This is a genomic window from Paenibacillus paludis (assembly GCF_042610515.1).
Lineage (GTDB): Bacteria > Bacillota > Bacilli > Paenibacillales > Paenibacillaceae > Paenibacillus_AQ.
Map to the genome: position 1 here is coordinate 596,544 of NZ_JBGJZP010000001.1, position 20,354 is coordinate 616,897.

Consider the following 20,354-nt stretch of genomic DNA (forward strand, 5'->3'; position numbering starts at 1 on the left):
CACTTCACTGTTATAGTTACAGTATACTGTAACTTAAATTCAAATGCAAAGAAAAAGCGGTTCCCGAAGGAACCGCATAGCAGTAAACACTATTCAAGCATCCAGCCGTTGTACATTGAACAGCCGGGCGTAACTTCCGTCAAGCGCCATAAGCCCTTCGTGGGTCCCCCGCTCGGTGATCTCTCCATTCTCCAGCACAACAATCTGGTCTGCATGGGTAATCGTGGACAGTCTGTGGGCGACAATCAGCGTTGTGCGCTCGGATGAAAGCGACTGGAGCGCCTGCTGGATCAGATGCTCCGATTCCAGGTCCAGTGCCGAGGTAGCCTCGTCAAGAATAAGCACCTTCGGGTCCTTGAGAAATACCCGCGCAATCGCCACGCGCTGTTTCTGGCCTCCCGACAGCTTCACCCCCCGCTCTCCTACCTCAGTATCATAGCCATCAGGAAGCTGCATGATGAAATCATGCGCGTTAGCCGCCTGTGCTGCGGAGACAATTTCCGCCTCACCAGCTGCCGGATTGCCGAAGAGAATATTCTCGCGCACCGAACCGCTGAACAGGAAATTATCCTGCAGTACCATGCCGACAGTCCGCCGCAGACTCTCCTGCGTCAGCCCCCGGATATCATGCCCGTCCATTCGCAGATTGCCTTCACTGATATCATAGAACCGCGGGATCAGACTGATTAGAGAGGACTTTCCCCCGCCGCTCATCCCTACAAAGGCCACCGTCTGTCCGGGGTTTATCCGCAGATTAATATCCTTCAGCACATATTCGTTCTCATCGCCATATTTGAACCATACCTGATCGAACTCTATATCTCCTGTCGGATTGTTCAGCGGCTTTGCTCCAGGCTGATCGACGATATCGTAAGGTTCGTCCAATAGCTCCATGACCCGCTCCAGCGATGCGGATGCCTGAGTCAACACGGTGGACGAATTGATCAGCCGCCGCAGCGGGGCATACATCCGGTCCAGGTAACCGAAAAAGGCAACAAAGGTACCCAGCGTCAGATTGCCGTGTATCACCTGATATCCCCCATAACCGATCACAAGCAGCGGTGCGATGTCCGTTAAGGTATTGATAATAGCAAAAGTAACGGCGTTCCAGCGCGTTTGGGCCATCGCCTTTTCCAGAAACTTGCCGTTGATAGCCTCAAATTGCTTCTGGTCCACCCGCTCCATCGTGAAGCTGCGGATAATCGCAATGCCCTGAATCCGCTCATGCAAATAGCCTTGAATCGCTGCCAGCGCCTGGGAACGGTCCTTGGTCAGCAGCTTGAGCCGCTTATAAAGTGTGTTCACGGCAATGCCGTACAGCGGCAGGATGGCTATGGATACGAGCGCCAGCACCGGATTGAGGTAGAACATGAAACCTAGTGCAAAGACGAGCGTGAACATATCCAGCCAGACGTTCATCATCCCGACTTCCACGAGATTCTTTGACTGCTCCACATCATTGATGAATCTGGATATGGCCTCGCCTACCTTTGTATTCTGATAGTAACGCAGTGACAGGCGCTGCAAGTGGCTGTACAGCTTGTTGCGCATGTCGAACAGCACTTTACTTGTGATCAGCTGTGCAAAATACTGACGGAAATACTCAACAGGACCTCTGACAATGACAAACAGGAATAATGCGCCTCCGAGGACATACATCAGTTTCGAGACACGTTCCGCGACAGTCAGTACGGAGTTGCTCAGAAGATCATCCACCACATATTTCAGAATCAGCGGCAGTGTTAGCGGAATGCTAAATTTGATCATGCCGATAATCAGCGTCAGCACAATCCATTTCATATAAGGCCGGACAAAAACAAAATAAGATTTCCATTGTTTCACAGATGGTTACGCCCTTTCTCTTCACCTTGTTGACTGGGTACTGTTGACATTTGCGCTCCACAGTGTTTTTATATTTTTAAGTCCATAAGTACGATTGCAGTACCTGAACTTCAGGAGGATAACGATGTCTAGACAATTTGTGACAGAAGCGGTCATGATGGCAATTTATGGCCAGCTTCTCATCCCGCAAAGCCCTGTAGAATATATAGTGCCCTATACAACCATCATGGAATTGTACGAACTGCGGGACAGTGACGAGCCGTTAATGAACCGGGCGGATGATGATCAGCACGTCAAATTGAAGATCCGTGAACTGATCGCCTATTTCGAGGAACCGCTCAATTCCAAGAAGATCAACCGCTGTCTGGCTGTTCCATGGGCCAAGAGCTCCGGCATTCTGCTCGGAGGGCAGGCACAGATCACCATCATCAACAGCATTGATAATGCTACATACGGAGAGCTGTTTGATCCGATCGAAACCGAGCTGCTGCTCTCTTCCCAGCGTGAGAAAGTACCGATTCTGACCGATCAGTTCGAGCTTATTCAGCGCATCATCGAAGGCGGAGTCCCCGTCCAGGTGTATGACATTGATGACTTTGATTTCGCTATGGAGGAAGAGACCTTCCGCAGCTCGCCCTAATGACGTTTTAGGATTTATAGGCCCAACCTTATAGATTCTTGTATCCGTAAATTCTCTTTCTGAAAAAGCCCCTGCCTTTTGGCAAGGGCTTTTTCAGATAGTAACCTTTGCTGTAGCATAACCAGTCTGCACTGGGCAGAATTACTGCTGCACTCCACCGGCCACCGGCAGTAGCTCATACTGGTAGTCGATATCATCCTCAGCCTCCACATAGACAATGGATAGGCTGTATCCCTCCATATACCACAAGTCCTGCTCTTCCATATAAAAAATCAGGCCTCCCTGCTCAGTCTGCACAGCAGGACGTCCCGGCAGTTCGGTGGCTATTCCCAGTGAAAACCCGGGATGCAGTCCTCCTCCTGAACTGTAACGGGGAAATAACCGGATATGCCCCCCTGTCTGCAGATCTAATTCCCGCTTAAACCAGGCGGCGGCTTCTGGGCTGATTACCATCTTCATGTCTTTTAGCTCCTCCCGTTTCTTCTTATCATACTGAAAAAAAGTCCTCATTCCAAATTATCGCAACGTATTTTATCATACTGCTAATTCGAAATTTGTTCAAAATTATATTTGACAATTCTTAACGGCGGATGATAAACTCTGAACATAACGAAGCGTCTTCAAGTTATTACCAAAACTAAGGAAAGGGTGAGCGCGGTGTTTAACCTTGTTAAAGTTGATTTTTATACTATTGTCGGCAACTGTACACAACTGAATACCAAAGCAGCCCAAGTAGTGGAAAGCACCTGAAGAATCATGTATGTAACGCGTACATCTTGATTTCAGGTTATGCAAGTCTCTTCCATGTCTCTGTGCTGTCTTAGCACCGTGGACATGATAACTGCTGTATATCACAGGCATATCATCCGTTTTCGGATGATATGCCTTTTTGTATGCTGTTAAGAGCTGAACCACTATTCGCACCATTCCAACAGCCGGCAATCAATTCAATACGAAAGGAAGGGATTTCCCTTGTTCTCCGTTCTCCGAAATCTCGGTTGGTTCTTCCGCCGGGAGAAAAGGCGCTACACAGTAGGCCTGATTTTATTAATTGTAGTTGGTGTGCTTGAACTGCTGCCTCCTCGTCTGCTCGGCAATGCCATTGACGAGATCGTACGCGGCTCGATAACCGCCGGTTCCCTAATGAAGTATATTGGCCTGATCGTCCTCATGCTTCTAATTATTTATTGGATCACCTACATATGGATGCATAAGCTGTTCGGGGGTTCCAACCTTGTGGAGCGTCTGCTCCGCTCCCGCTTTATGAATCATCTTATGACGATGACGCCTTCCTTCTTCGAGCGCAACCGTACCGGTGACCTCATGGCCCGGGCAACCAATGATATCCGTGCCGTATCGGCAACCGTCGGCTTCGGGATGCTGACTCTGGTGGATTCAACGGTTTACCTTACCGTTGTGCTGCTGGCCATGGGCTTTCTGGTCAGCTGGAAGCTGACACTCGCGGCAGTGCTGCCGCTTCCGCTGATCGCCATCGCCATGATTTACTATGGCAAGGCCATTCATGACCGGTACAGCCTGGCACAGGATGCCTTCGGAGATATGAACGACCAGGTACTGGAATCTGTATCCGGTATTCGTGTGATCCGGGCCTACGTACAGGAACGTATGGACGAGAAACGATTCTCCGACATTACGGAGGATGTATACCGCAAAAATATGGCGGTAGCCCGTGTTGATGCCTTTTTTGAACCAACGATCCGCTTTTGTGTGGGACTAAGCTATATTATCGCGCTTACCTACGGCATTTATCTTGTATTCCGCAATCAAATTACACTTGGAGATTTGGTTTCCTTCAATATGTATCTGGGGATGATCGTGTGGCCGATGTTCGCGATCGGTGAGCTGATCAATATTATGCAGCGCGGCGGAGCATCCCTTGAACGGATTGATGAGACGCTGAATTCCCGTCCCGATGTTGAGGATATTGCTCATCCGGTTCCGGTTGAACACCCGACGCGTATTGAGCTGAAGGATGTAACGTTCCGTTACCCCACTTCGACCATCGACAATCTTAGCGGCGTCAGCTTCTCCCTCTCCCAGGGACAGACGCTCGGGGTAGTCGGACGCACAGGCAGCGGCAAATCGACCTTGCTGAAACAGCTGCTTCATGAATATCCGTCCGGTAAAGGTGACATCCTGATCTCCGGTGTGCCGATTGGGCAAATCGCCCTCGACCGCCTGCACGGCTGGATGGGTTATGTGCCGCAGGAGCAAATTCTGTTCTCCAAATCGGTTCGTGAGAACATCCAGTTCGGGTACAATAACGCCAGCGACGAACGGATTATGGAAGCCATCACGGCAGCGGCTTTCCAGAATGACCTGGGTACCTTGTCTGACGGCCTGGATACCTTAGTGGGTGAACGCGGTGTCTCTCTTTCCGGAGGCCAGAAACAACGCGTTTCGATCTCCAGAGCCTTTATCGCAAATCCCGATATTCTGATCTTGGATGATGCGCTTTCTGCCGTTGACGCACGTACAGAAGCCAAAATTATCGAGAACATCCGCTCGGAGCGTGCCGGCAAAACCACGCTGATCTCCACTCACCGTCTCTCTGCTATTGAGCATGCCGATCTGATCGTTGTACTGGATAACGGACATATAACAGAGCGGGGCACGCATCAGGAGCTGCTGAACATGAACGGCTGGTATCGTGAGCAGTTCGACCGCCAGCAGGTGGAGAACAATTTAACGAATGAATAAATGATGAGCATAGGCTTTTTGAAGCTCCCTAAAAACGTTTAGGAGGTGTCACCGTTGACACAAAGTACGGGCAAACGCCTGCTGCAGTACGCATTAACTGCCAAAAAAACATTTATCGCAGCACTACTGCTGCTTACTATCGGAGTGGCAGCCGAGCTGGCAGGGCCTTTTATCGCCAAGAGCATGATCGACAATCATCTGCTGGCCATAGAGAAGCCCTACTTCCAGACGGACTCTTCCAAGGATGCCGCTGAATATAATAATTCCTTCTACAAACGCGGTGACCGGTTTGCCGAAGGCGAAGCCAAAGGCCAGGAAATCCGCCTGCTACAGGTCGGAAAAAGCTTCTACTTCATCAATGAAGCCGTAGCGCAGCCTGCAGGCGAGCGGACCTTCCGTGACGGAGAGATGCATATCCAATACGGAGACACTCTGAGTGTATATCCTGCCGAGAAGCTCTCGGCAAATGAATTATTCGCTTTTTACAAACCTGAATTCCCCGGCATTTATAAACTGGTAGGACTGTACGCGATATTCCTGGTCATCTCGATCATAGCGGAATTCGGTAAAACCTACTGGCTGCAATCGTCGGCCAATCAGGTCATCCGCAAGCTGCGGACCGATGTGTACGCCCATATCCAGCGGCTGCCGGTTTATTTCTTCGACAATCTGCCTGCGGGTAAGGTCGTCTCCCGGGTTACGAACGATACGGAAGCGGTCAAGGATCTGTTCATAGCCGTATTATCCAACTTCAGCACAGGGATTATCAATATCATCGGCGTTTATGTCGCCCTGTTCCTGCTGGATATTCACCTCGGACTGGTCAGTCTGTTCATTGTCCCGATTGTGATCCTCTGGATCGTGCTGTACCGCAAAGTTGCCACCAAATATAATACCATCATCCGTTCGCGGCTTAGTGAGATCAACGCCATCATCAATGAATCGATTCAAGGGATGTCAATCATCCGCATTTTCCGCCGCCAGAAGCAGAGCAGTGAAGAATTCGAGCGCCTGAACGATGATTATCTGAAATATCAGAATAAAATGCTCAACCTGAATGCCTTCACTTCGCACAACCTGGTGAACTCGCTGCGCAGCCTCTCCTTTGTACTGGTATTATGGTACTTTGGATTCGGCAGCCTGGATGGCTCTACCTTTGTGTCGCTGGGTGTGCTGTACGCCTTCGTCGACGTGCTCGGACGGATGTTCCAGCCAATTACCGGGATGGTCAACCAACTGGCCAATCTGGATTCCTCGATGGTCTCTGCCGGCCGCGTATTTACACTTATGGATGAACCCGGCGAACCGGTGACCGATGGTTCCATGCCGCGTTACAAGGGAGATGTGGTGTTTAAAGACGTTTCCTTTGCTTACAAAAAAGACTTCGTCCTGCGCGACATTTCATTTGAGGCCCGCTCTGGTGAAACTGTCGCTCTGGTGGGACATACCGGCTCCGGTAAAAGCTCGATCATCAATCTCCTGTTCCGCTTCTATGATCCGCAGCGCGGAAGCATTACCATTGATGGTCAAGAAGTTAAAGATCTGCCGAAGCAGTGGCTGCGAAGCCATATGGGAATTGTGCTTCAGGATCCTTACTTGTTCACAGGGACCATCGCTTCCAATGTCAGTCTCGGGGACGAGCGGATCACACGGGAGCGGGTGGAACGGGCACTGCGGGAAGTCGGTGCGGATAAGCTGCTGTCTCATCTGCCCAAGGGCTTCGACGAACCGGTGGTGGAGAAAGGCAGCACGCTTTCGGCCGGCCAGCGTCAGCTGATTTCATTTGCCCGGGCGTTGTCCTTTGATCCGGCCATTCTTATCCTGGATGAAGCGACCTCCAACATCGATACGGAGACAGAAAGCATCATTCAGGAAGCGCTGGAGGTGCTGAAGAAAGGCCGCACCACCTTCATCATCGCTCACCGCTTATCCACGATCCGCAGTGCGGATCAGATTCTTGTTCTGCATCACGGTGAAATCGTTGAGCGCGGCAGCCATGATGAGCTCATGGCGCTGGGTGGTCGCTACTTCCGCATGTACCAGCTTCAACTTGGTGCCGGTGCGGAAAACGGAGCTGCGGCCGGCTCGGCTTCCGCATCTTCTTCTGCCTCGGCCGCAGCCCTGCAGCCTTCGTTCAAGCAGGGCTAGTGATTCAACTGCTTCTCCCCAAAAAGAGACAGTTCCTCATATATTGAGGAGCCTGTCTCTTTTTAATTTACTTAATAGTAATACTTCCTGATTTACTTTTGACTTGCAGTAAATTCTCCCCATTGCCAATAGTTCCATCTACATTCTTGTCTGTATTCTTCGTGGGCAAGAGCTTCTTCAAGTGAACCGTCGTATCTCCTTTTGCATTATCCACTGCTACTTTCAAGTTGGATGGCTCAGTTTGATACCCTACTTGAATATCTCCAGTTGATGTTTCGACTCTCATCTCACCTTTTTCCACAACCCCGCCAAGAACGATTTCGCCACTTTTAGAATAAAGATTCATAACAGAACTGGTTACATTTTTAAAATAAAGGTCATTCCCCCTGGCAGCTACGTCTATTCTATCAAATAAGCTATCCTTTACATTCAGGTCCCCTTCTATGAGATTTAGGTCCCCCGAATCTGCTTCAACTTGATTAAATTTCACGCTGCCTGCTTTATTTTCAACGATTAAATTATGGGTTGCCAACGTTCGAATATTGATATCTCCATCATTGTTGACCATTCTGACTCTTTCTACTGTATTTTTGGGAATTAAGACTGTGATAGTTCCCTCTTTATGAAAAGAAAAAGCTGAAAAGGCCCCGCCAATTTGCTTATCTTGTTGTATCACCAAGTTATTAGAATTACGTGTCACTACAACAGGAGCCTTCTGCTTGTCCGTCTGATAACCCACAATGTCTACATGAACTTGATTGTCTGTTGATTCCTTCACTACAAGATCCCATGAATCATTATTCATTTCAATACTCTGAATTTCATTCGCTGGGAAGTCTTCTGTCAACTCAAAATCTTGAGCTCCACCTTGCAAGCCAACAACAAGGATTCCCACCAGAACAACCGCCATCGATATCCAAATCCACTTATTAGTTTTCATGGTTTATGCAACATCCGTTCTGTCAATTTTTCGATAGGATAAATAAGCTACGGCCAACCCTAACAAGCAGAAAACTATAGGTACGCCGATAAATTGAAACATGGATACAGAACTGCTCCCATCCGAAATCATAGAATTCAGCAGAATCCCTAAGATTACTGAACTAGTAATTGTTGTGGCTGTAGATTTTTTACGCATCCCGAAAGACAATGGAATAAGACTTAAGCCAGCTGTCATTGCCGAAGCCGTAAGAATGGCTGGGAAGGTAGCCAACACATCTTCTTTTGATGCAGCTGTTTCAAAAAAATGAGCTGCCGGATTTAATAACACTGTCAATATTTCAATGATGAAGGTGGAAATCACTACACATGTGAAACAGAAGACTAATACGATCATCAACTTTGCTTGCATCACTTTTTTGCGTTGGATGGGATAGGTAAATAACAATTGAATGGTCTTATTCTTATATTCATCAATCACAAGTCTGGAAATAATGATGCCTGAAAAAACAACAAAGGTAACGCGAATAAAGATGTTAGCCAGTGACATAAAGGCTGTAAAATCTAAAAACATTGGTTCATCCTGAGCATTTGACATGACAGCCATTCCTGCAACCATTCCAAATATAATCATCATACTAATCACGGCCCTAATACTATATCCCGCCAGATTATTTCTCTTCCATTCAATCTTCATTAGTCTAAGCATGTTGTCTGCCTCCATGACTAAGATCCAGGAAATACTCTTCTAAGTTGCTTTGCTGTGTTCCGATACGATTTACAACGATATTATTGAGCACCAGCTCTTTATTAATGACCGATTGAGATACATCTTGTTGATAGACCCGGATGGTTTCCAGATCAACCGCTTCATAGTCATGGATGTTTAATTTTCTCTCCAGCACAAGTGAAGCCTGCTTACTGTCAGTCACTTTTATCTCCAGGTATTCAACATTTTCGCTGATGATTTCACTCATCTTAACTTCCTTAATTAATTGTCCATGATTAATGATTCCGATCGTATCTGCAATCGATTCAATCTCTGAAACAATATGGCTGGAGACTAAAATTGTCATACCGCACTCCTTCTTAAGCTTCAGCAAAAGCATGCGAATATCCTTAATTCCCACAGGGTCTAAACCATTAATCGGTTCGTCCAGAATCAAGATCTCAGGCTTTGTGAGGATGGCTCTGGCAATACCCAATCGCTGTTTCATTCCTAAAGAAAACTCATGTACTTTTTTATCCTCCACACCGGTTAAGCCAACCGTTTCTAAGACTTCATGAATCCGCTCCTCAGCATGAATCTGCGTATAATCACAATGATATTGTAAGTTTTCGGCAGCCGTTAACCGTTCATAAAAAACGGGATATTCAATGATACTGCCGATATGTCCCAAGTATTGAAAAGAGGTTTGTAACACAGGTTGATTGAGTACAAAAATCTCGCCGGATGTTGGCTTCACCAAATTAAGAATCATTTTCATTATTGTTGTTTTTCCCGCACCGTTTGGTCCTAAGAAACCGTAGATTTCACCAGATTCAATATGCATGGTTACATTTGACACTATTTCGTTTCCCTTATAAACCTTTGATAGTTGGTTAATCATGATCATGGTCCCCATTGTTCCCCGCCTCTCGTTCTATATAAAATTCCACAACTCCAAACCACGATAACGATGGAGTGTAGTTTATTGTTGTAGCACTTTTACAGCATAAGGCTTTTGCCCTCCATTCAAGAGCCTCATCGCACCAAATGTCCTTTAACCTTCATAGACGGTACTTTTTCATACAAAAAAAAGCGCTAACAGCCATATAAGATATAGCTGCAGCACTTCGTATGTAACTCAAAACTCATTTTTCCTTAACGCTTCCATCTTTTCAAGGGTTTCCTTTTGCAGTCTTCTTGAAACTGAACAACTTTCATCATTATCAAACAAGACCAGCTTGTTCTTTTTATCCACGGATCTAATATTAGCTAAATTAACTACAAATGCCCGGTGGCAACGGAACAGACGTTCATCATAACCTGCAATTTCATTTAATTCAGCGTAAAAATCAAGAACTTTGGATTTTGTTATTAATCTTATTTTATGTGCAATTTCCATGGTCTCAAAATAAAGGATATCGGAAAATGGAATTTGGAAGCTGGTATACTTATTCTCAAATGAAAAGTTATCAGAACTTACCGGAATCGTCCGGCGCGAATCAGCAATCAAAAGACACTCTGTAACCTTTTCAATAAATTCTGTTTCCGGTAAATCCTTTTCAATAAAATCTAAAGCAGCCACTCGATATGTAAAAGTTATTGGCGCTAACTCGGAATGTGTGGTAACAATAACAATCGTCCCAAAAGGATCTTTTTTCCGGATCTCCTTAGCAACCTCCAACCCCTTCTGATCCTCATGATTGATCTGCAAATCAAGAAAATATAATTGATGGTCAGCCACTTTCTCGATCTGCGATAACAGATCATCAGGTCTTGCGGTCGAAATTAAACTCCGGTAACGGATCTGATGCTTCAGCGCTAATGTTTTGATGAGCCGTTCTAAACGCTGCTGCTGAATTAAATTATCTTCTAAAATAAATATATTCATTTCTGTTCTCCAGTCTTTCTTAATGTAAGCGTCTGTGAGAATAGGCCAGATTGGAGCGCTGTTTCTAATGACGCAAAGTTATTTTCTTTTAAAATTTGCTGCACATTATATAAACCTAATCCGCGTCCCTTGCCTTTTGAGGAATATCCGCGTTCTCCCAGCCGTCGCAAATTGACTTCCTCCCCGCAACTATTTTCAATTCTTATCAGTTGTATGTCCGTATCCTCCAATAACACAATGCCAATCTTTGATTCTTCCGTATCTGTTGCTGCTTCAATCGCATTATCCAGTAGTATGGAGAGAATCCTTGTAAATGAAATCAACTCCATTTGAATGGCGTGAACGGGTTCTTCAATTTCCAAAGCAACATCAATTTTCATTTGCTGGGCGATTAAAATTTTGGCGGCGAGAATACTTTTGATCTCTGATACATGCAGGTTGCGCAGCTTGACAAAGCTATACTCATTCTTACGCATCAATTGCCCCGTTGGCTTAACTGTTTGTTCATATACCTGCTTGACTTGATCCCAATCTTCCCGATGAATCCCTTCCTCCAGAGTCAATAGGATATTCGCATAGTCATGACGGAAGCTTCTGAATTCATCATAAATTTTTTCGAGCTGCGTCGCATAATCTGTTAGTTGTATCAATTGCTCATTTTTAGATTTTTCAATTTCTCTTTTCCGGATATGATTGTATTGAAACTGCATATACAGCAAAGCAATGATAAATAGCAGCCACATCCCTAATAATAATGTTCGATGAAATGAGTTGAAATCACCAGTCTTATTACCAATGGATAAAATCGGATAGACCGAAAGGATAATGATGATTAAAAGAATGATCACCGGAAAAAGAATCACTTTGCTGGAGTCCCGCAGAATTTCTTTATTGAGCTGTGGAACATAGTGGCGTACCACTCTTAGGCCGATCTCATTCATTATGGGTGGCGCCATAGCTGTAAAAAGATAAGGAAGATAGTCTATATTAACCGATGATTGTCTAAAAACAAACTCAATTAAGTTTGTAATCGGATCTGCTGCGAGATAACCTAAAAATGAATTCATGACCAAGGCATACGCCCCGTAAAACACACCCAATGAGGTAAACGTTTTTTGATTTTTAATATAAGACATGCCCACAAAACAGAAAAATAGGGCAACGGCCCCCCATACTCCGATAAAATATGTAGAAACTACTCCAATGCTTATGAATATCATTAGCCAGATTGTTATTTCTTTGACACTAAAGTGATAGCGGGAAACGGATTGATAAATAAAAAAAAAGCTTACGATTTGAATTATCATTATGAAATGAATCATTTTAAACACCACCAGTCTTCACACGAAAAATCCCCTTTACCACCAATTGTCATATTAACTTAATGATACTCTCCAGTCTATCACTATACTTCCCTTAGTCCTGTTAAATTGTATTTGTGTACAGAACATTTGTTCTATATAATGAAAACTAATACATATGATTGGAGTGATCGATAATGATTACCTACAACATAAGCAAGAAGCAGGCTAGACTTTTTTTGCTGCAGCATCAGGGGCTGATCGCCGGTGGTCTTCCTGGCGGCAAGACAGGTATTTATGAATTCGTTCGCCATGTAGGATGTATTCAATATGATCCGCTGAATATTGCCGGGCATAATCATGAGCTTGTGCTTCAGGCACGGATTCCCGGCTTTATTCCCGCTCAAGCCAATGAGCTTCTGTACCAGGACAGGCTGCTGATCGACGGCTGGGACAAGAACATGTCGATCTATTGCACGGAGGACTGGCCCTGCTTCCAGCGGCTGAGGGAAGCAGCCTCCGGGCATCACCAGGGAAATGAACCTTTGAAAGCAACGGTGCTGCAAGTCCGTGATGCGCTGAGTCAGCGCGGCCCCCTCTCTTCTCTGGACCTGGAAGGTAAAGAGAAGATTAACTGGGCCTGGGCCCCTGCCAGATTGTCGCGGGCAGCTCTGGAAACCATGTACTTCCGGGGTGAAGTGTCCATTCATCACCGTGTGCACACCCGCCGCTACTACGATTTCACGTCACGACTGCTGCCGGAGCAGGTCGTTACAGCAGCCGATCCCAATCCCACGACTGAACAATACCATGACTGGTACGTGCTGCGGCGCATTGGCAGCATCGGACTCCAGTGGAATAAATCAGGTGACGGATGGCTTGGCATATCCGGTCTGAAGAGCAAAGAGCGGACCGCGGCAGTGCAGCGTCTGCTGCAGAATGACAGCCTGCGCGAGGTGCACGTGGAGGGTATTAAGCTGCCGCTTTACATGCGGACAATGGATGCGCCCGAGCTTGAAGCTGTGCTGCAGCTGGGGGAAGAGGCAGAAGATCCCGGAAGCAGATTCTCTCCGGGAAGTTTCGCCGCTGCTCTGGCTCCCTTGGACAATCTGTTGTGGGACAGAGAACTGATCCGGCAGCTGTTCGGATTTCATTACCGCTGGGAGGTATACAAACCTGTGGTGGAACGGGAATATGGTTACTACGTGCTTCCGCTCCTGTACGGTGACCGTTTTATCGGCCGGTTTGAGCCGGTCATGAACAGAAAAAGCGGCATCCTTACCATTACCCGCTGGTGGTGGGAGCCTGAAGAGGTGCTTACTGCAGAAATGATACCCGCACTGCGGCAGGTTCTGTCTTCCCTAGCGCGCTGCACAGGAGCATCCGCTATTCAATTTGCCCCGGAGGTAATCAAGGCATGTGGACTTGAAGCGCTGGAGACAGCAAATCTGTAGCACAGCTCCTCATTAAACACAAAAGAAACTCTCCTATGGACAGCATTTCTGCTATCCGGGAGAGTCTCTTTGCTCTACTATGTATACATGTTAGCGAAGCGGTTTCTGCACGATGTAATCTACAAAACCCTGGGTGATCAGTTGACCGTCATATATTCGCTGCAGCACCCTGTCTTCCTTATACAGCAACTTCATCCCGCTGAACAATTCATCCGGTTCTGTAGCGGTATAGTAAGAGTGGATCACCGGCAGATCATCGTCAAACTGCTCGTATTGGTTCTGTCCAAGATCGCCGCCTTCACCACAGCGGAAATCATTCACCGTCAAAAAGTTAACAAACATGATCCCGCCAGGCTTCAGCACTCTCTTCATTTCTTCTATGGATTGTGCGACCTCCAATTTCCTCATATGAAAGATAGAATTATAGGAGTAGACGAAGCTGAATGACTCATCATCAAAGGCAAGCTGCCGCATATCCCCTTGCTGTATATCCAGTTCATAGCCCTTCTCTGCAGCCCAGGTCTGAGCTATATCTATTTGCTCCGGATTACAGTCTATGCCGCTGGCCACATACCCATACTGGGCGAATAAGCCAAGTGGAGGGCTGTCTCCACCTGCTCCGCAATCCAGCACAGTCCGTTCGAGGTCACTTTCATTACAGAAACTAAGGTATCTGTACAGTGGAATTTGCTTATAAACTTCATTCACATTAAATCCTCCTCCTCAAGTCCCAATTTCGTGTACATCTCCGTGCAGTAGCCCTGCAGCTTGATTTCCAATCTTCTGGCCTTGTTCTTGAAACGCTTCAGCTCACGGATCATGTGGGCCCTGCCGGCCGGAGTGAAGGTCTCCTGAATACGCTCCTTAAAATAGTCATGGACAATATGGTTGCGCTGCTTCCAGACTGCTTGCAGCTGCACCGTCTCCTCTTCCGAGAATGGAAAATGATGCTGGATTTCTTTGATGAGCTGGCCGAGTGAATTGCTGAGTTTGCGCTGATACAGATCTGCGAGATCCGCTTCAGTAGGTGTCTTCCCCTGAGACAGCTTCGTAAGCAGCAGCAGATTGGTCAACTGCTGCTCCAGAGCCTGACAATAATAGACTGCCAGCCCGAAATAAGCAAATAGCTCTTTGGATTGTTCACTCTCCGGTATTTGTGTATCCTTCATCTTTCCTCCCGTTTCTCTCTCTTCGTTTTTCAGAAAATGAATTTAAATGGCTTCACGCCAAGTCTGTTTATCACAAGTTTTTGTTAACATCCATTCGGCTGGTGCGGTACAAATAAAAGCCGGTCAGCACAGAAATGTAGGCCAGCGTATGGGCGAAGGAACCCAGCAGTGATGAAGCAGGCAGATCATCCGCGTTCATCAAAGCATCCATAACCGGTGACACCGGCGGCAGCAGGATAGGCATGACAGGACCCGGGACAAGCTCCTGCAGTTGGGTACCCCCTATAGACAGCGTGATAATGATCAGCATTGATCCCGCAGCATAGCTATTTTTGGAAACCCAGGAGGACTGCAAATAGAGCGAGATTGCAATTCCCAGGAACCCGAGCAGCGCATGTCCGGCTAAAGCAAGAAATAAACGGTACCCTCCCACGGGATCACTAAAATTCCCCGTAACTATAGGATACATCACAATCACGAAGCTGAGCAGCAGAGTAAGCACCCCCATTGTCAGCATTTCCCCAATGCTGTGCTTAACCGCACTTCGAAGATGAACCACAGCTACCTGCCGCTGCACCGCCTGCTCATGATTCAGAAAGCTCAGTCCCAGCCAGGCACAACCGACGAACAACATCACTGCCGACGCCGCATAGCTGTTCATCACCGGGTTAGGCTTATAGGAGTAGAGAATCAGCACAGCGATCAGAGTTCCGGCAACGGGAGCGAAATACCGCTGAGAAAAGGTATAACTGCGTAGAAAATACGCGATCAGCGATCTCATAAAGGTTGTACCTCCTGGACAGTCTTCGGGTCCATCCATTGCATAAGCCCTGATAAGCCGCGGCGCCGTTCTATAGAGATCACCGATCCGCCCGCATCAAGCACAACCCTGAGACATTGATCTGTCCATTCCCTTTCCACAGTTAAACCGGAACATTCCATCCCGTACTCATCCCGAACCGCTTCTATAGAGATCAACCACGGCATCTCCGCCAAAGCCGATTTTTGTTGAGGAGCAATAGCTGTGCACATTATGTATGTGGAAGGCTTATCCTGCAGACTCGCTGTTTCTGATACCTTCATGACCGTTTGGCCTGCTTGAAGCACATGTACGCCATCGGCAAGGGTTTCCACACAAAGCGGCTCATGAACGGAGAATACCATCGCTGTACCGCCTTGCTTCAACTCTTGAAGAAGTTCAATCAGCGTATGCTGTGCCGGAAGATCCAGGCCGGACATAGGCTCGTCAAGCAGCAGCAATTCTGGCTTCGGAAGCAGACTTTGAATCAGATTCACCTTTTGCAGCATTCCTTTAGAGAAGCTGGTCATAGGATACGTCCGGAACTGCTCCAGATGAAAAGCCTCCAGCAGCGCTGTTATGCGCTCTTGCAGTCCCGCCTCCGGCATCCCGCCGATCCGGCCCATACTGCGTAAGTACTGTTCAGCAGAAAATTTAAGACCCGGGAAAGCCTCGGGTGCATAACCAATCGAAATCGTCCCCTTGCTGCGTTGGATTGTCCCGGAAGTAAGCTGGGTAAGTCCAGCTAAAATGGAGAGCAGCGTACTTTTGCCGGAACCGTTACGTCCGATCAAAGCCAGAGCCGTTCCACTTTCCACCGTGAGTGAGACTTCACGTAAAACTGGGCGTCCTCCATAAACCTTGGTAGCCCGGGTAAGTTCAATCAAAGGACCGCTGCGGTCCGTCAATCGGTGTTCACTAATACTTCGAAACGCCATTCGGCTGTCTTCCCCCTTAGCCAGAAGCCAAGCTTGCTTAGCGCATCTAATGGACAACTGGTTCTTCCACTCTATAATTCGCCGGAACTGCACTAAATTCCTTTGAGAAAGAACAGATTGAGGATCCATTCTATACAAAAAAACCAGAACCCTCAGTATAATTACTGCGTTGGTCTGGTCTTGTATAGTCTGCTGCAAAACAGCAATTTTAAATTTACGCGTATACCTCAACGACATCGCTGATTAAACGGCAAGCTAATGCGGCATTGCGGCAGGAATCGATGCATTCCTGGCAATGAGTATGCTCATGTCTGCTGCTCTCGTCGGCACAACGTTCGCAGATTTCAGCACATAAGCGAAGGATTTCCGCTACAAATGGACTTTGGCGGGTCATTGCCTGAACGGCGAAGGAACAAATGTCCGCGCATTCCCGGTCAAGCCGGATGCTCTCCCGCAGTGATGCTAGATCATATTCTTTCAGGCTTGAGACATAGCTGTAGTTACAGGCGTTCATACATTTTATACAAGCGTCAATGCACTCCTGATATTGAATTCGGGTCATAGCCTAAAACCTCCTGCAATTATTATAGGGTATGCCTATCTATTAACCTGCAAGAAAAGGAACGAACCAATTCCCCTGTCAAAGGAAGCTTGATTAAAGGCTCCTCTTCACTGTACCCGGCCGGATCAATGTACGTTTCTCCAGCTGAAGCAGCCTGCTGCGCAGCTCGCTTGATGAGAAGTGCTCACCGATAAATACAGCAACATCAGGGACATCGCCCTGAGGAGTTATTTTCATGAAATCGGCTTCCCTGTAGGCATATTGGAACAGAAAACGGCTCGCAGTGTCATTAAAAGTTACGATCCCCTTAGCCCGGTAAACATCCCGTGGAAGCTCCTTAACGAACTGCTCGAACTCCTCACTGTTCACCGCACGTTTAAAATAATGGGTATATGCCATTACATGGTCATGGGTATGATGGGATTCTCCCCCATTCTCCGTATTCAAACCGCCGACCGCCGGACCGGCTGCTTCATCCTCTGCATCCTCCTCAGGACGGGCCTCCGCATGAACTCCGCCGACGCTGCCAAGCAGCACTTCCGGCTCCAATTCACAGCGCACCGCAGGCATGATCTGGGCGTAGGCGTTCCATTTGCGCAGCACGGCGGATATCTCTTCCGCTTCCTCTGTGGTTACGCGGTCGGTTTTGTTCAGTATCAGCACGGACGCGCAGCGGATCTGCTCCTGCATCAGCCTGTAGGTAGCGCCCTGCTGGGACCGGTACAGCTCCAGCAAATGTGCGGTATCCACAACGGTAATCAGCCCTTTAAGCTCTACCAGCTGATACAGCGAGGTTTCGGTAACGGCATCTACGATTTCCAGCGGGTTCGCCGCACCTGTCGCTTCAATGATAACAACATCGGGTGATTCTTTCTTTACCAGCGTAGTCAGTTCCGTACTGAGATCACCGCGGCTTGTGCAGCAGATGCAGCCACCCAGCATTTCTGCCATCGGTACGGATTGTTCGACCAGCAGCCCGTCAAGGTTCACCTCGCCAAGCTCGTTCATGATAACTGCCGGTCTGAGTCCCTGTGTCTTCCAGTGATCCAGCAGCCTTTGCAGCAGAGTCGTCTTGCCGCTCCCCAGAAACCCTGACAATATGTAAACTGGCAATGCCTGTTCCAAGTTTCATCTCTCCCAACAAAATTCCGTTATGGTAGCGAGTGTACTACAAGTGCCCATATGCACGCAAGGAGGCCGGAGTTGAGCGGGGGATTTCGACTTCGGTCAAGGCCGCAGCTTGTCTTTGACTAATCCTTCCCCTAATATGGGGTAAAGAAGGATTAGGCTGAGCCCAAGCTGTCTCGTTGGACAGCTGGCAGCCATAATGAATGATGAAGGAGTTGGTCTGCATGTCATCTGTAGAGGAACACCGGCGTGAAGCGCCCCAAACGGTGGCCTGCCATATTATAACGGTCTCGGACACGCGTACCCTGGAGACTGACACCGGAGGCGCCCTGATAGAATCTATGCTTAAAGAGGCTGGATTTGTTGTCACGGGCCGCGACATCGTCAAGGACGATTACGAAGATATCCGCGAGCTGATCTACAAAAGCTCCGTGCACTCCGGCATAGAAGCCGTACTGCTGACCGGGGGAACAGGAATTTCACCGCGGGATACCACTTACGAAGCCGTTGCTTCCCTGCTTGACAAGTCGCTGCCGGGCTTCGGGGAGATTTTCCGGCTGCTGAGCTTCACGGATGATATCGGCTCTGCTGCGATCCTCAGCCGGGCTATAGCCGGGACGATCGGCAACACGGCTATCTTCTCCATGCCCGGTTCCACCGGTGCAATTAAGCTGGCCATGGAACGGCTGATTATTCCCGAGCTGCGCCATGTCATGCGTGAAATATATAAACAGCCGTAACTGGAGTATAGGACAGAGTAATGGAATGCCCATATTTACTGGAGCATGGACAAATGAGCAATCCCATATTTACACTTACTCTGTCAGAGATGAGATGTGCACTATCTCCGGCTCCATGCGCGGCAAGAAGCGATAACAGCTCTTCCAAATCATAATAATGCTGCCCTCAAAGGTGAAAGAACAAATGCGTGCACGGTATTCACGCGGTGTTCTTTCGCCTTTTTCAGCTGTGGAAAAATCCATTGACAACCGGGGCTGTGAAATTTATAATATTGAACACTTTACGCGAAAGTGGTTTTTGATTAACCAAATGGTTAATCGGAAAGGAACGAGATGAGCTCACTCTTAACCTTGCAACGCAAGATCAAAACCGTCATCAGTCCGTATCATGAACTGCTGTGCAGTCTGCATGTGCTGCATCAGCCTCAGCATCATCCGAAACGGCTGCATTGGGCCAGGGAACTTACAGCGCAAATGCCGCACTCGTTGTGCGAGGAGATTCAGACTATCGGGAGGATATCGGACGGATGGCTGTCCCTGATGACACCAGTTCGTCCCGGCTCCTCCTTGACATGCTCAGAAGGCATCGCACTGCTCAAGAGTCTGCCCGATGCAGAATTTATGCACCATTTGCTGAACAGCAAGGTCTCGCTTGGAACGATTCTTGAATGGCAGCAGGGCAGGTTAGCAAACCCTCACGGAGAACAGCCGGATGAAGCCGGGCTGTATCTGCTGAAGAATCTGAAAGACGTCCGCCACCTGCTGCTTGCTGTGCTGGAGACCTACGAGAGGGAGTATTTCCGCAAGGAATGGGATTACATCGCCCCGTGGATCAGCACAGCCGCCACACAGTTTCAGGCAGATGTAATCCTCTCAGCCGAAAAGGCACTGAATTCGCTGCACCCGCGCCTGCTCGCCGGGAGCGGAACCTTTACCGCCCAGAAGGCAGTCACCTACTATTTCCCCTATGATCGTCTGCAGCAGGTGTATGTATTGCCTTCAACCTTCATCCACCCGCATCTGCTAATGGACTGGAGCGAGGATACACTGACCCTTCCGCTGGCCGTGGATATTCCCGGCCTGCCTTACAGCGAAGCACCTCCAGAGGATCTGCTGCGCCAGTTGAAGGCGCTCGGTGATGGAAGCCGCCTGCGAATTCTAAAGCTGCTGTGGCAGGCTCCGCATTGCACGAAACAACTGGCCCCGCTTCTCGGCATCTCAGAAGCGGCTGTATCGAAGCAGTTGAAGCAACTGGTTGAGGCCGGACTGGCGGGTTCCGAGCGGAAAGGCAATTACTTGTTCTACTTCTGCAACAAGGAAGCCTTTGACAGTCTGATCAACTTGCAAAGGCAGTTTTTCGAACAATAACGCCGATT

The 20,354-nt window shown here is 48.0% G+C and carries 19 protein-coding genes; 6 read left to right on the top strand and 13 right to left on the bottom strand.

Annotated elements, in window-relative coordinates:
- Window positions 1-93: 93 nt before the first annotated feature.
- Complete coding sequence (locus ACAN56_RS02650; protein ID WP_379140207.1) at window positions 94-1,842, bottom strand: ABC transporter ATP-binding protein; 1,749 nt, start codon at window positions 1,840-1,842, stop codon at window positions 94-96.
- 124 nt (window positions 1,843-1,966) lie between these two features.
- Between ACAN56_RS02650 and ACAN56_RS02655 the strand changes: the two genes are divergently transcribed.
- Entirely contained in the window at window positions 1,967-2,482 is a 516-nt protein-coding gene (locus ACAN56_RS02655) for a hypothetical protein (RefSeq protein WP_038593085.1), read from the top strand.
- Between the two features lie 141 nt (window positions 2,483-2,623).
- Here ACAN56_RS02655 and ACAN56_RS02660 read toward each other — a convergent pair whose 3' ends face one another.
- Window positions 2,624-2,941, bottom strand: a complete 318-nt coding sequence (locus ACAN56_RS02660) for a HesB/YadR/YfhF family protein (protein WP_379140211.1) — start codon at window positions 2,939-2,941, stop codon at window positions 2,624-2,626.
- A gap of 513 nt (window positions 2,942-3,454) precedes the next feature.
- Here ACAN56_RS02660 and ACAN56_RS02665 point away from each other — a divergent pair.
- Together ACAN56_RS02665 and ACAN56_RS02670 are read left to right on the top strand one after the other, a co-directional pair.
- Complete coding sequence (locus tag ACAN56_RS02665; RefSeq protein WP_076109476.1) at window positions 3,455-5,203, top strand: ABC transporter ATP-binding protein; 1,749 nt, start codon at window positions 3,455-3,457, stop codon at window positions 5,201-5,203.
- 54 nt (window positions 5,204-5,257) lie between these two features.
- Window positions 5,258-7,351: an ABC transporter ATP-binding protein gene (locus ACAN56_RS02670; protein WP_156130905.1), complete on the top strand. Its 2,094-nt coding sequence runs from the start codon at window positions 5,258-5,260 to the stop codon at window positions 7,349-7,351.
- Between the two features lie 67 nt (window positions 7,352-7,418).
- On the opposite strand, the gene ACAN56_RS02675 is transcribed toward ACAN56_RS02670, so the two are convergent.
- The 5 genes from ACAN56_RS02675 to ACAN56_RS02695 all read right to left on the bottom strand — a co-directional run bounded on the left by ACAN56_RS02675 (window position 7,419) and on the right by ACAN56_RS02695 (window position 12,209).
- The gene (locus ACAN56_RS02675) at window positions 7,419-8,291 is read right to left on the bottom strand and encodes a DUF4097 family beta strand repeat-containing protein (RefSeq protein WP_379140214.1); all 873 of its coding nucleotides are present in this window, start codon (window positions 8,289-8,291) and stop codon (window positions 7,419-7,421) included.
- A 3-nt stretch (window positions 8,292-8,294) separates the two neighbouring features.
- A complete protein-coding gene (locus ACAN56_RS02680; protein WP_379140216.1) occupies window positions 8,295-8,999 on the bottom strand; it encodes an ABC transporter permease in 705 nt (234 codons plus the stop codon).
- On the bottom strand, window positions 8,992-9,915 hold the full coding sequence (locus ACAN56_RS02685; protein ID WP_379140218.1) for an ABC transporter ATP-binding protein: 924 nt from the start codon (window positions 9,913-9,915) through the stop codon (window positions 8,992-8,994). The genes ACAN56_RS02680 and ACAN56_RS02685 overlap by 8 nt, the downstream gene beginning before the upstream one ends.
- A gap of 222 nt (window positions 9,916-10,137) precedes the next feature.
- Entirely contained in the window at window positions 10,138-10,887 is a 750-nt protein-coding gene (locus tag ACAN56_RS02690) for a response regulator transcription factor (RefSeq protein WP_038593104.1), read from the bottom strand.
- Window positions 10,884-12,209 (bottom strand): sensor histidine kinase, encoded by a 1,326-nt coding sequence (locus ACAN56_RS02695; protein WP_379140221.1) that lies wholly within the window; start codon window positions 12,207-12,209, stop codon window positions 10,884-10,886. Before ACAN56_RS02695 ends, ACAN56_RS02690 begins: the two co-directional genes overlap by 4 nt.
- 176 nt (window positions 12,210-12,385) lie before the next feature.
- Between ACAN56_RS02695 and ACAN56_RS02700 the strand changes: the two genes are divergently transcribed.
- Window positions 12,386-13,642 (top strand): winged helix-turn-helix domain-containing protein, encoded by a 1,257-nt coding sequence (locus ACAN56_RS02700; protein WP_379140225.1) that lies wholly within the window; start codon window positions 12,386-12,388, stop codon window positions 13,640-13,642.
- 90 nt (window positions 13,643-13,732) lie between these two features.
- On the opposite strand, the gene ACAN56_RS02705 is transcribed toward ACAN56_RS02700, so the two are convergent.
- From ACAN56_RS02705 to ACAN56_RS02730, 6 genes are all read right to left on the bottom strand, one after another.
- Complete coding sequence (locus ACAN56_RS02705) at window positions 13,733-14,350, bottom strand: class I SAM-dependent methyltransferase (protein WP_379140228.1); 618 nt, start codon at window positions 14,348-14,350, stop codon at window positions 13,733-13,735.
- A complete protein-coding gene (locus ACAN56_RS02710; RefSeq protein ID WP_038593114.1) occupies window positions 14,347-14,811 on the bottom strand; it encodes a hypothetical protein in 465 nt (154 codons plus the stop codon). The genes ACAN56_RS02705 and ACAN56_RS02710 overlap by 4 nt, the downstream gene beginning before the upstream one ends.
- 70 nt (window positions 14,812-14,881) lie before the next feature.
- Entirely contained in the window at window positions 14,882-15,592 is a 711-nt protein-coding gene (locus ACAN56_RS02715; protein ID WP_379140231.1) for a hypothetical protein, read from the bottom strand.
- Window positions 15,589-16,548 carry an ATP-binding cassette domain-containing protein gene (locus tag ACAN56_RS02720; RefSeq protein ID WP_379140233.1) on the bottom strand — a complete coding sequence of 320 codons (960 nt, stop codon included), beginning with the start codon at window positions 16,546-16,548 and terminating at the stop codon, window positions 15,589-15,591. Before ACAN56_RS02720 ends, ACAN56_RS02715 begins: the two co-directional genes overlap by 4 nt.
- Before the next feature lie 214 nt (window positions 16,549-16,762).
- Window positions 16,763-17,110, bottom strand: coding sequence for a four-helix bundle copper-binding protein (locus ACAN56_RS02725; protein ID WP_038593119.1), 348 nt, complete (start codon window positions 17,108-17,110; stop codon window positions 16,763-16,765).
- Window positions 17,111-17,203: 93 nt separating this feature from the next.
- Window positions 17,204-18,235: a CobW family GTP-binding protein gene (locus ACAN56_RS02730; RefSeq protein ID WP_379140236.1), complete on the bottom strand. Its 1,032-nt coding sequence runs from the start codon at window positions 18,233-18,235 to the stop codon at window positions 17,204-17,206.
- A 227-nt stretch (window positions 18,236-18,462) separates the two neighbouring features.
- On the opposite strand from ACAN56_RS02730, the gene ACAN56_RS02735 reads away from it, so the two are divergent.
- Together ACAN56_RS02735 and ACAN56_RS02740 are read left to right on the top strand one after the other, a co-directional pair.
- Entirely contained in the window at window positions 18,463-18,978 is a 516-nt protein-coding gene (locus ACAN56_RS02735; protein WP_379140238.1) for a MogA/MoaB family molybdenum cofactor biosynthesis protein, read from the top strand.
- Window positions 18,979-19,311: 333 nt separating this feature from the next.
- Entirely contained in the window at window positions 19,312-20,346 is a 1,035-nt protein-coding gene (locus tag ACAN56_RS02740; RefSeq protein WP_379140240.1) for an ArsR/SmtB family transcription factor, read from the top strand.
- Window positions 20,347-20,354: the final 8 nt, after the last annotated feature.

What these genes read in the sequence shown, in the direction of transcription:
- ACAN56_RS02740 (WP_379140240.1), top strand. Translation starts at nt 19,312, where the DNA reads ATGAGCTCACTCTTAACCTTGCAACGCAAGATCAAAACCGTCATCAGT.
- ACAN56_RS02735 (WP_379140238.1), top strand. Translation starts at nt 18,463, where the DNA reads ATGTCATCTGTAGAGGAACACCGGCGTGAAGCGCCCCAAACGGTGGCC.
- ACAN56_RS02675 (WP_379140214.1), bottom strand. Translation starts at nt 8,291, where the DNA reads ATGAAAACTAATAAGTGGATTTGGATATCGATGGCGGTTGTTCTGGTG.
- ACAN56_RS02655 (WP_038593085.1), top strand. Translation starts at nt 1,967, where the DNA reads ATGTCTAGACAATTTGTGACAGAAGCGGTCATGATGGCAATTTATGGC.
- ACAN56_RS02680 (WP_379140216.1), bottom strand. Translation starts at nt 8,999, where the DNA reads ATGCTTAGACTAATGAAGATTGAATGGAAGAGAAATAATCTGGCGGGA.
- ACAN56_RS02715 (WP_379140231.1), bottom strand. Translation starts at nt 15,592, where the DNA reads ATGAGATCGCTGATCGCGTATTTTCTACGCAGTTATACCTTTTCTCAG.
- ACAN56_RS02695 (WP_379140221.1), bottom strand. Translation starts at nt 12,209, where the DNA reads ATGATTCATTTCATAATGATAATTCAAATCGTAAGCTTTTTTTTTATT.
- ACAN56_RS02660 (WP_379140211.1), bottom strand. Translation starts at nt 2,941, where the DNA reads ATGAAGATGGTAATCAGCCCAGAAGCCGCCGCCTGGTTTAAGCGGGAA.
- ACAN56_RS02720 (WP_379140233.1), bottom strand. Translation starts at nt 16,548, where the DNA reads ATGGCGTTTCGAAGTATTAGTGAACACCGATTGACGGACCGCAGCGGT.
- ACAN56_RS02690 (WP_038593104.1), bottom strand. Translation starts at nt 10,887, where the DNA reads ATGAATATATTTATTTTAGAAGATAATTTAATTCAGCAGCAGCGTTTA.
- ACAN56_RS02685 (WP_379140218.1), bottom strand. Translation starts at nt 9,915, where the DNA reads ATGGGGACCATGATCATGATTAACCAACTATCAAAGGTTTATAAGGGA.
- ACAN56_RS02700 (WP_379140225.1), top strand. Translation starts at nt 12,386, where the DNA reads ATGATTACCTACAACATAAGCAAGAAGCAGGCTAGACTTTTTTTGCTG.
- ACAN56_RS02725 (WP_038593119.1), bottom strand. Translation starts at nt 17,110, where the DNA reads ATGACCCGAATTCAATATCAGGAGTGCATTGACGCTTGTATAAAATGT.
- ACAN56_RS02710 (WP_038593114.1), bottom strand. Translation starts at nt 14,811, where the DNA reads ATGAAGGATACACAAATACCGGAGAGTGAACAATCCAAAGAGCTATTT.